The 9241-nt window shown below is 65.6% G+C and carries 10 protein-coding genes; 7 read left to right on the forward strand and 3 right to left on the reverse strand.

The features are described from left to right. Positions 1 to 7: 7 nt before the first annotated feature. From SP5_RS07315 to SP5_RS07325, 3 genes are read left to right on the forward strand one after another with little or no spacing between them, the layout of a single operon-like run. On the forward strand, positions 8 to 1633 hold the full coding sequence (locus SP5_RS07315; protein WP_042486222.1) for a nitrite/sulfite reductase: 1626 nt from the start codon (positions 8 to 10) through the stop codon (positions 1631 to 1633). Then, positions 1626 to 2084 carry a DUF934 domain-containing protein gene (locus tag SP5_RS07320; RefSeq protein WP_042486225.1) on the forward strand — a complete coding sequence of 153 codons (459 nt, stop codon included), beginning with the start codon at positions 1626 to 1628 and terminating at the stop codon, positions 2082 to 2084. Before SP5_RS07315 ends, SP5_RS07320 begins: the two co-directional genes overlap by 8 nt. Continuing rightward, positions 2077 to 2823, forward strand: coding sequence for a phosphoadenylyl-sulfate reductase (locus SP5_RS07325; protein WP_042486229.1), 747 nt, complete (start codon positions 2077 to 2079; stop codon positions 2821 to 2823). The genes SP5_RS07320 and SP5_RS07325 overlap by 8 nt, the downstream gene beginning before the upstream one ends. A 473-nt stretch (positions 2824 to 3296) precedes the next feature. Here SP5_RS07325 and SP5_RS07330 read toward each other — a convergent pair whose 3' ends face one another. Then, positions 3297 to 4790 carry a replicative DNA helicase gene (locus tag SP5_RS07330; RefSeq protein ID WP_042486232.1) on the reverse strand — a complete coding sequence of 498 codons (1494 nt, stop codon included), beginning with the start codon at positions 4788 to 4790 and terminating at the stop codon, positions 3297 to 3299. Positions 4791 to 4887: 97 nt separating this feature from the next. Here SP5_RS07330 and SP5_RS07335 point away from each other — a divergent pair, with 97 nt between their 5' ends. Genes SP5_RS07335 through SP5_RS07345 form a run of 3 tightly spaced genes read left to right on the forward strand, consistent with a single transcriptional unit; the run spans position 4888 to position 6505 of the window. Next, positions 4888 to 5370, forward strand: a complete 483-nt coding sequence (locus SP5_RS07335) for a UPF0262 family protein (protein ID WP_042486235.1) — start codon at positions 4888 to 4890, stop codon at positions 5368 to 5370. Beyond that, on the forward strand, positions 5370 to 6044 hold the full coding sequence (locus SP5_RS07340) for a GH25 family lysozyme (RefSeq protein ID WP_052811449.1): 675 nt from the start codon (positions 5370 to 5372) through the stop codon (positions 6042 to 6044). Before SP5_RS07335 ends, SP5_RS07340 begins: the two co-directional genes overlap by 1 nt. After that, positions 6041 to 6505, forward strand: coding sequence for a cytidine deaminase (locus SP5_RS07345; protein WP_042486236.1), 465 nt, complete (start codon positions 6041 to 6043; stop codon positions 6503 to 6505). Before SP5_RS07340 ends, SP5_RS07345 begins: the two co-directional genes overlap by 4 nt. Before the next feature lie 420 nt (positions 6506 to 6925). On the opposite strand, the gene SP5_RS07350 is transcribed toward SP5_RS07345, so the two are convergent. Continuing rightward, complete coding sequence (locus SP5_RS07350) at positions 6926 to 7705, reverse strand: MerR family transcriptional regulator (RefSeq protein WP_042486239.1); 780 nt, start codon at positions 7703 to 7705, stop codon at positions 6926 to 6928. A gap of 113 nt (positions 7706 to 7818) precedes the next feature. On the opposite strand from SP5_RS07350, the gene dcd reads away from it, so the two are divergent. Continuing rightward, on the forward strand, positions 7819 to 8373 hold the full coding sequence (dcd, locus tag SP5_RS07355) for a dCTP deaminase (RefSeq protein ID WP_042486309.1): 555 nt from the start codon (positions 7819 to 7821) through the stop codon (positions 8371 to 8373). 103 nt (positions 8374 to 8476) lie between these two features. On the opposite strand, the gene SP5_RS07360 is transcribed toward dcd, so the two are convergent. Further along, complete coding sequence (locus tag SP5_RS07360; RefSeq protein ID WP_042486241.1) at positions 8477 to 8836, reverse strand: tetratricopeptide repeat protein; 360 nt, start codon at positions 8834 to 8836, stop codon at positions 8477 to 8479. Positions 8837 to 9241 lie beyond the last annotated feature (405 nt).

Genomic DNA, 9241 nt, shown 5'->3' on the forward strand with positions numbered 1-9241 from the left:
TTAACGCATGTACGCTTACGACGAATATGACCAGAGCATCGTCGATGCCCGTGTTGAGGAATTTCGTGACCAGGTGGAACGCCGCCTGTCGGGCGCGCTGACCGAGGATCAGTTCAAGCCGCTGCGGCTGATGAATGGTCTCTACTTGCAGCTTCACGCCTATATGCTGCGCGTCGCGGTGCCGTACGGCACGCTGGACAGCCGCCAGATGCGGATGCTGGGCCATATCGCACGCAAGTACGATCGCGGCTACGGCCATTTCACCACGCGGCAGAACATCCAGTATAACTGGATCAAGCTGGCCGATGCGCCCGACATCCTCGCCGAGCTGGCGACGGTGCAGATGCATGCCATCCAGACCTCGGGCAATTGCATCCGCAACATCTCGTCCGACCAGTTTGCGGGCGCCGCCGCCGACGAGGTCGCCGATCCGCGCCCCTGGGCCGAGCTGCTGCGGCAATGGTCGACCTTCCACCCCGAATTCACCTACCTGCCGCGCAAGTTCAAGATCGCGGTGATCGCGGCGGACGAGGACCGCGCGGCCATGCGGCTGCACGATATCGGCATACAGCTTTTGACGCGCGACGGCGTGCTGGGTGCGAAGATCTTCGTCGGCGGCGGAATGGGCCGCACCCCGATGATCGCGCATGAGGTGAAGGACTTCATCACCGCCGACCATCTGATGAGCTATCTGGAGGCGTGCCTGCGCGTCTATAACCGCTATGGCCGCCGCGATAATATCTACAAGGCGCGGATCAAGATCCTGCTCCACGAGATCGGTGTTGACGCGTACCGCGACCAAGTCGAGGCGGAGTTCGCCGCGATCCGTGACTTGGGGCTGGACCCGCCGCTCGCCGAACTGGCGCGGATCACCGCCATGTTCGGCGGGCCGGACTTCGACCGCAATGCGCCCGATATCGTCGACCGCTCCGACCCCGATTTCGCGGTCTGGCTGGACCAGAATGTCGCCGCCCACAAGCAGCCCGGCCATGCCATCGTCACGATCAGCCTGAAGCCGATCGGCGGCATCCCCGGCGACGCGTCGGCCGAACAGATCGACCTGATGGCCGACCTCGCCGAACGCTACGGCCATGACGAACTGCGCGTCACCCACGCCCAGAACATCGTCCTGCCGCATATCCGCAAGGCCGACCTGTACGCCATCTGGACCGCCTTGCGCGACGCCGGGCTGGCGGAGGCCAATCTCGACCTGATCTCCGACATCATCGCCTGCCCCGGCCTCGATTATTGCAGCCTGGCCAATGCCCGCTCCATCCCGCTGGCGCAGAAGATCGGCGAGCGTTTCGCCGGGCGGCAGCGGGAGCTGGGCGAGTTGAAGCTGAAGATCTCGGGCTGCATCAACGCCTGCGGCCACCATCATGCCGGGCATATCGGCATATTGGGCGTCGATAAGAAAGGCACCGAGAATTACCAGTTGCTGCTCGGCGGGTCTGGGGCGGAAGACGTCTCGCTCGGCAAGATCACCGGCCCCGGCTTCGACGAGGACGGCGTGGTCGACGCGATCGAGCGCGTGACCGACCGCTATGTCGAACTCCGCGAGGCGGACGAGCGCTTCCTCGACACCTATCGCCGCGTCGGCATGCAGCCGTTCAAGGAAGCCATTTATGGTTGAGCCGATCACCGTGAACACCCATGCGGGCGCGACCCTGCTGCGCTTTCGCGACGATGTGGTGCATGACGAACCGGCGGTGACGCTGGATGCGTTTCTGGGCCAGACCAATGCCACCGCCGTCCGGCTGGAGGCGGGCGACGATGTGCGCGAACTGCTGCCGCACCTGGGCCAGATCGCCTTGGTCGAGATCAGCTTCCCGACCTTTCGCGACGGGCGCGGCTATTCGGCGGCGCGTATCCTGCGCGAAGCGGGGTTCGAGGGCGAGCTGCGCGCAGCGGGCGATGTGCTGGTCGACCAGATTCCGCCCATGCGCCGCTGCGGCTTCGACAGCTTCGCGCCGGAAAAGCCGGTTGATGCGGCGACCCTGACCAAGCTGCTGGCGCTCTATCCCCAGCCCTATCAAAAGGCCGCCGACGCGCGGGTGCCGGTGTGGAAACTGCGCCATGGCTGAGCGTGCGCTCGACCGGATCGACGTTAGGCCTGCCTATACGGTCGAAGACGCCGCAGCGTACGAAGCGCGGTTCGCAGGGGTGCCCGCCCCGGAGATGCTACGCACCCTGCTGACCGGCGAGCTGCACGGACAGATCGCGGCGGTATCGTCCTTCGGCACCGAGTCCGCCGTGCTGCTCCACATGGTCGCGCAGGCCGATCCGGCAACGCCGGTGGTGTTTACCGACACACTGAAGATGTTTCCCGAGACGCTGGCATACCGCGACTCGCTGGTCGCGCGGCTGGGGCTGCTCGACGTCCGCGTGATCCGGCCCGACCCCGCGCTGCTGGCGGCAAAGGATCCGGACGGCATCCGTTACGGCTACGACCCCGATGGTTGCTGCGACCTGCGCAAGGTCGAGCCGCTGGCACGCGGGCTCGCCCCGTTCGAGGCATGGATTTCGGGCCGCAAGGGTTTCCAGGCGGGCACCCGCCGCGCACTGCCCCGGTTCGAGGTCGAGGACGGCCGTCTGAAGCTCAACCCGCTGGCGGACTGGGACAAGGCGGCGCTCGACGGCTATTTCGCGGCGCACGACCTGCCCCGCCACCCGCTGGAGGCGCAAGGCTATCTGTCGATCGGCTGCGCGCCCTGCACCAGCCAGGTGAAGCCCGGCGAAGACCCGCGCGCCGGGCGGTGGCGCGGGTTCGACAAGGTGGAGTGCGGGATACACCGGCCCGTGGAAGCCGTTCGGCCGGGCTAACTATTATCACCACCCCGGCGAAGGCCCGGGTCCAGTGGCAATGCGCTCGGTAGCGCGCAAGACGTCGCGAGGGAGGCACAAGCGAGCGGCGGGATTAGAGTTGAAAGCGATCAGCATTGCACGGTTTTAGCCCCTCCCCTGAAGGGGAGGGGTGAGCAGAGTTGATCGTTTTCAACTCTTGGCCTCCCCCGCATCGCTAGGCGTGCCTCAACCTTGGCGGCATCTAGGCCCCGGCCTCCGCCGGGGTCGTGAGGGTGGACGGGAAAAGTGCCCCCCATCCCTCACACTCCGCTCCCACCCACCGTTCGCACTGAGCGAAGTCGAACTGCACGCCGCGAACTCGCCCCTAGGTGACGGTCATCCCGTCGCCTTCGACTTCGGCGCGAAGCGCCGAAGTTTATCCTGAGCGGCTGCCTTGCCAGCCAGCCAAAGGGCTCAGGCTGAACGTGGGGCGGGAATTAACTCGCCTCGGCTCAATACCCCGCGAAATCGGTAAACCGCGTGATCGTCGGGTCGAACTTCATCACCACCTTGCCGGTCGCACCGTGACGCTGTTTGGCGACGATCAGCTCGGCCAGGCCGTAAACCCGCTCCACCTCGGTCGCCCATTTGGCGTGATCCTCGAAGACCTTGCCGTCATCGCCTTCCATCGGGCGCTTGGGCTCGCGCTGCATCATGTAATAGTCTTCGCGGAACACGAACCAGACCATGTCGGCGTCCTGCTCGATCGAGCCGGATTCGCGAAGGTCGGACAGCATCGGTCGCTTGTCCTCACGCTGCTCGACGGCGCGGGACAGCTGGGACAGCGCCAGCACCGGCACGTTCATGTCCTTGGCCAGCGTCTTCAATCCGCGCGAAATCTCCGAGATTTCCTGCACGCGGTTGCCCTCGGAAGACTTGCCCGAGCCGGTCAGCAGCTGGAGATAGTCGACCACGACCAGCCCCAGCTCGTTGTTCAGCCGCCGCTGCAAACGCCGGACGCGGGTGTGCAGCGCCGAGATGGTCAGGCCGCCGGTATCGTCGATGAACAGCGGCAGCTGCTCCAGCTCGGCGGCGGCGGCGGCGAGTTGCGCGAACTCGTTGCGGCTGATCTTGCCCATACGGAGTGCTTCGGAGCTGATCCCCGACTGCTCGGCCAGGATACGCGTCGCCAGCTGGTCGGCCGACATTTCGAGGCTGAAGAAGGCAACCTTGGCACCGACCGATTCGGAAGGCGGGATGCCGTCCTGCATGTCGCGCATCCAGCGGCGCGCGGCGTTGAACGCGATGTTGGTCGCCAGCGAGGTCTTGCCCATGCCCGGACGGCCCGCCAGGATCATCAAGTCGGAGCGGTGCATACCACCGATCTTGGCATTGACCGAGTCGAGACCCGTGGTGATGCCCGAGACATGGCCGCCCGAATTCAGCGCGCGCTCGGCATTCTTGACCGCCATGGTGGTGGCCTGGGAGAAGCTCTTCACCGCATTCTCGGAGCCGCCATCCGCCGCGACCTTGAACAGCTCGTTCTCGGCCAGTTCGATCTGCGCGCGCGGGTTGACCTCTTCGGAGGTGTCCATCGCCCGGTCGACCAGGGTCCGCCCCACCGTCACCAGCGCGCGGAGCATCGCCAGGTCATAGATCTGAGTCGCGAACTGCCGCGCGCCGATCAGGCCCGCGCCGGAACCGGTCAGCTGCGCCAGATAGGACGGCCCGCCCAGCGCCTTCATCCCCTCGTCCGCCTCGAACATCGGGCGCAGCGTGACGGGGGTCGCCAACATGTCGGTGGCGCGCAGATTCTTGATCGCGGAGAATATGCGGCCATGAACGGGCTCGAAGAAATGCTCCGGGTCCAGCCGGTCGACCAGATCGTCAGCCAGCCGGTTGTCGATCATCATCGCGCCGAGCAGCGCGGCCTCCGCCTCGATATTGCGGGGAAGCTGCTGCGGCTCGGTGGCGGCAGCGGGGTTCTGGAATGCGAGGGTGGCCATTTCTTCGGCGTTAGCGCGGAGTGACGCCGGAGGAAAACACATTGCGTCGATCAGCGGAGGATTTGCGGCGCACGCGCTTCGCGACTATCCCTGCCGGATGGCCGATCCCCGGATCATATCCATCGATCTCGACGAGCGTAGCCTGGGCTGGCGCTCGGCCGATGTCGAGCAGGAACGGCGGATCGCGATCTTCGACCTGATCGAGGAGAACACCTTCGCGCCGCAGCGACCACAGGCGGACGGCTATGCCGGGCCGTACCGCATCAAGCTGGAGTCGGAGGAAGGCCGGCTCGGCATCCATATGTATCGCGAGGACGGCACGCATATCGAGACCCTGGTGCTGGCGCTCGGGCGGTTCCGGCGGCCGATCAAGGATTATTTCGCGATCTGCGACAGCTATTACCAGGCGATCCGTGCCGCCACGCCGCAACAGATCGAGACGATCGATATGGCCCGGCGGGGCATCCATAACGACGCCGCGCAGATGCTGAAGGAGCGGCTGACCGGCAAGATCGAAGTCGATTTCGACACCGCGCGCCGTCTGTTCACACTGCTCTGCGTCCTGCATATCCGCAACTGATGGCGATTCTCTGGAAAATCGGCGCTGGGCTGCTGGCCCTTGGCGCGATCAGCGCGGGCGGGCGGCACTGGGTCACCCATTGGCAGCCGCCGACCGAGCGTTATGCGCTGCAGGGCATCGACCTGCCCGAAAACCCGCCCGCCGTCGAATGGCGGACGCTGCGCGCGAACGGCGCGGACTTCGCCTATCTGGTCGCGACCTCTGGCACCGACCGGCGCGATCCGTCGTTCGAGGGCAATTGGGACGCCTTGCCCGAGGCGGGGATGCGGCGCGGCGCGGTCCATATCTATTCGCTGTGCCAGCCTGCCGCGGCGCAGGCGGATGCCTTCAACATCTTCGTACCGCGCGTGGGCGATGCGCTGCCCACCGCGATCGACCTGTCCTTTCACGACGATTGCGCCGCCCGGCCCGAGCGCGCGCAGCTGGTCGCCGACCTGACCCGCTTCGTGTCGATGGTCGAGACGCATACGCGAAAGCCCGTGATGCTGCGCGTGTCCAAGGCGTTCGAACGTGAATACACTATCACCGCCGCGCTGGACCGTCCGGTCTGGGCAATCGGCAATCTGTTCAAACCCGATTATGCCGCGCGCCCTTGGCGAATGTGGCGTGCCAGCGATTTCCGCCGGGTCGAGGGGGTGGAAGGCCCCGTCAACTGGGACGTCGTCACGCCATGAATGCCACCGATCCTAAAGCCCTGCCCCAGGAACTCATCGCCGCCGCCCGCGCCGCCGCGCGCAACGCCCATGCGCCATACAGCCGCTTTGCGGTCGGTGCGGCACTCCTGATGCAGGACGGCTCGGTCATCACCGGCGCCAATTTCGAGAATGCCAGCTACGGCCTGTCGCTCTGCGCCGAAACGGTCGCGATCGCCACCGCCTCGGCGGCGGGGCGACTGCGCGAGATCGTCGCGGTCGGCGTGATCGGCGGCGCGATGGACGCGGACGGCGCGCCGACGGGCACGACGCCGGTCAGCCCCTGCGGCCGCTGCCGCCAGGTCATCAACGAAGCCGCACAAATGGGCGGCCGCGACCTGCCCGTCCATTGCGGCGCGGCGCAGGGCGACGCGGTGCGAACCTATCGGTTGTCGGAACTGCTGCCCGACGCGTTCGGACCGGCGGATTTGGGGATCAGCTGAAGATCAACGCGAAAGCGCGGAAATTTGGTTCGCGCAGAGGCGCAGAGAGCGCAGAGAAGAAGGTTAGGCCCGCTCTATACTCAGCGATAGCTGGCCATCGCCAATAACCTCGCACGCCCTCTCTGCGTCCTCCGCGCCTCTGCGCGAACCAATCTTATGAAATCTTAGCGTCTTCCCGCGAGCAAATAGCTTGGTGCTCTCGGTACTACGGCAGCTGATTTTTCACGCGAAGACGCGAAGACGCGAAGATTCTTTCTCGCGGAGACGCGGAGGCGCGGAGGAGAAGAAGAATTTAAGTCTTCCGAACCTTGGCGATGACCGGCATCGCTTACGATCGGATACGCCCCCTCCGCGTCTCCGCGCCTCCGCGCGAAAATCATTCTTCTTCGCGGCATCGCGGCTTCGCGTGAACAACCACCTTCAGGCGCCCGGCTCTTCGCCCCGCGCCCGCATCGCCGCACCGGCGGCCTGAATGAACTGCCACACATCGGCGGAGAAGCCGGGATCGGCCTGGCCGTCCCACTCGGCCCGATTCTCGTGCAACCGCGTCACCCCCGCCCACATCTCCGGCGACGCGACCGCCCGGAATGGTGCCAGCAGCGCGAACCATTCGCGCACGAAACCCCGCGCGGCCTCCGAATTCGGGTCCATGGGCAGCGCGGCCGCGATCCGCTGGCCTAGATCGGCCCAGCGCGCCTGATAGGCATTCTGATCGAAATCGGGTCCGAGCGCGTCCATCCGCCCGGCCCAATGCGCCTGTTCCTCCGGCGTGAAATGGCGGTCGACCACCGATTTCCACTGTGTCGGCGTCATGGCATTCCCTTTTCGTATCAGCGAGCAGAGCGTCGCGACGTCGATGCGCTCGCCAGCATTGATGCGGGACTGAATAGAGTGGAGCAGCGTCGCGGTTTCCCCAAGCGCGACACGCTGCGCCTCGACCACCGCCAGCTGCACCGCGATCATCGGCGCCAACCGCGCATCGGGGCGGTCGAGCATCCGCCCGATCGCCGCCAGCGTGAAGCCCGCGCGCTTGAGGGCGACGATGGCGTGCAGCCGCTCCAACTCCCCCGCGCCGAAGATGCGCCGCCCGCCCTCGCTGCGCTGAGGCCGGATCAGGCCGCGGGCCTCATAGAAGCGCAGCGCCCGGCTGCTGAGGCCGGTCGCCCGCGCGATCTCGGTGATGTCGAGCATGGTGGTCATGGGCGTGACCGTACCGCTTGACGCTGCGTCAACCGCAAGCCCCCTTTTTACGGTTGCCGCTTGCCCTGCCCCCGCGATCCGGCGATGAGCGCCCAAACCTGAAGGAATTGAAGATGTCGATCCTGTCCGACCGCTGGATTCGCGAAGCCGCGCAGACCCAAGGCATGATCGAACCGTTCGTCGAGAGCCAGCGTCGCGATGGCTGCATCAGCTATGGCCTGTCCTCCTACGGTTATGACGCGCGGGTGGCGGACGAGTTCAAGATCTTCACCAATGTCGACAGCGCCGTCGTCGACCCCAAGGACTTCGCGTCGAACAGCTTCGTCGACCGCAAGACCGATTGCTGCATCATCCCGCCCAACAGCTTCGCGCTGGCGCGGACCGTCGAATATTTCCGGGTGCCGCGCGACGTGCTGGTCATCTGCCTCGGCAAATCGACCTATGCGCGGTGCGGGATCATCGTGAACGTCACGCCCCTTGAGCCGGGCTGGGAGGGCCATGTGACGCTGGAATTTTCCAACACCACGCCGCTGCCCGCCAAGATCTACGCCAATGAAGGCGCCTGCCAGTTCCTGTTCCTGAAGGGCAACGAACCCTGCGAAACCAGCTATGCCGACCGGGCGGGCAAATATATGGGCCAGCGCGGGGTTACTCTGCCTCGCTTGTAATAAGGATTTAAGCAGGGGCGGGCTGGCGCGGTATCCTGTCGGTCCGCGCCTCGCCGGTCGGGCATGTCCAGACGCAGCAGCGCCCGGACCTGCCCTTATCGCTTTACCGCGCGGCGATCGCCTGCGGCAGATGGCGCAGGCCCGTGCGGGCCACGGTGTGCGACGACAGGATCGCCCCCGACGGCATATCCATCGCAATGGCCTTTTCCTGCAGCACCGCATCGTACAGCGCGCGCGCATCGGCGGCGCGGCCGGTCTTGGCATAGACTGCGGCGAGGTTGAGCATCAGTTCCGGGCTGTTCGGATCGGTGCGACGTTCTGCAAGCAGAGTCCGCTCGGCGGCGGTGAAATTGCCCGCCGCGATTTCCTGAAACCCCGTGCGCTGCGGCCAAGAATCCTGGGCCATGGCCGGGGTCGCCATGCCCGCCGCCGCCACAAGCAACACCGAAAACAGTCCACGCATATCCCGCCTCCTATGTTTCACTTTTATGACTTGAGAGTGTCACTTTTGTGAAACGTGCGCAAGCGGCGAAAGATGCGCAATTATGGGGCGATGCAAGTGGTCGTGGGGCGGCGTTTCCATGCTCCCGCCTCGACGGGGTTTGGAGTCCGTCGGACGCGTTGAATGTATTCGTTGCTTCAGCGACTGGCCTACCTGGCGATCATCGTGTGCCGGGGATGAGGGGGGAGCGCAGGGCGTGGCCTTCGACTGCGCTCAGGCTGAACGGAAGCAGGGTACAATCCTATCACCCGTGGAGAGGAATGGGGCACGGCCTTAGACTGCGACGGCAACGCCTTGAGCCAATATGAGCCCCTCCCCTTAAGGGGAGGGGTTGGGGTGGGGCCTCTCCACGGACGCCTCGCCTGC

The organism is Sphingomonas parapaucimobilis NBRC 15100 (assembly GCF_000787715.1).
GTDB lineage: Bacteria > Pseudomonadota > Alphaproteobacteria > Sphingomonadales > Sphingomonadaceae > Sphingomonas > Sphingomonas parapaucimobilis.

What these genes read in the sequence shown, in the direction of transcription:
- SP5_RS07340 (WP_052811449.1), top strand. Translation starts at nt 5,370, where the DNA reads ATGGCGATTCTCTGGAAAATCGGCGCTGGGCTGCTGGCCCTTGGCGCG.
- dcd (WP_042486309.1), top strand. Translation starts at nt 7,819, where the DNA reads ATGTCGATCCTGTCCGACCGCTGGATTCGCGAAGCCGCGCAGACCCAA.
- SP5_RS07315 (WP_042486222.1), top strand. Translation starts at nt 8, where the DNA reads ATGTACGCTTACGACGAATATGACCAGAGCATCGTCGATGCCCGTGTT.
- SP5_RS07325 (WP_042486229.1), top strand. Translation starts at nt 2,077, where the DNA reads ATGGCTGAGCGTGCGCTCGACCGGATCGACGTTAGGCCTGCCTATACG.
- SP5_RS07320 (WP_042486225.1), top strand. Translation starts at nt 1,626, where the DNA reads ATGGTTGAGCCGATCACCGTGAACACCCATGCGGGCGCGACCCTGCTG.
- SP5_RS07330 (WP_042486232.1), bottom strand. Translation starts at nt 4,790, where the DNA reads ATGGCCACCCTCGCATTCCAGAACCCCGCTGCCGCCACCGAGCCGCAG.
- SP5_RS07350 (WP_042486239.1), bottom strand. Translation starts at nt 7,705, where the DNA reads ATGACCACCATGCTCGACATCACCGAGATCGCGCGGGCGACCGGCCTC.
- SP5_RS07360 (WP_042486241.1), bottom strand. Translation starts at nt 8,836, where the DNA reads ATGCGTGGACTGTTTTCGGTGTTGCTTGTGGCGGCGGCGGGCATGGCG.
- SP5_RS07345 (WP_042486236.1), top strand. Translation starts at nt 6,041, where the DNA reads ATGAATGCCACCGATCCTAAAGCCCTGCCCCAGGAACTCATCGCCGCC.
- SP5_RS07335 (WP_042486235.1), top strand. Translation starts at nt 4,888, where the DNA reads ATGGCCGATCCCCGGATCATATCCATCGATCTCGACGAGCGTAGCCTG.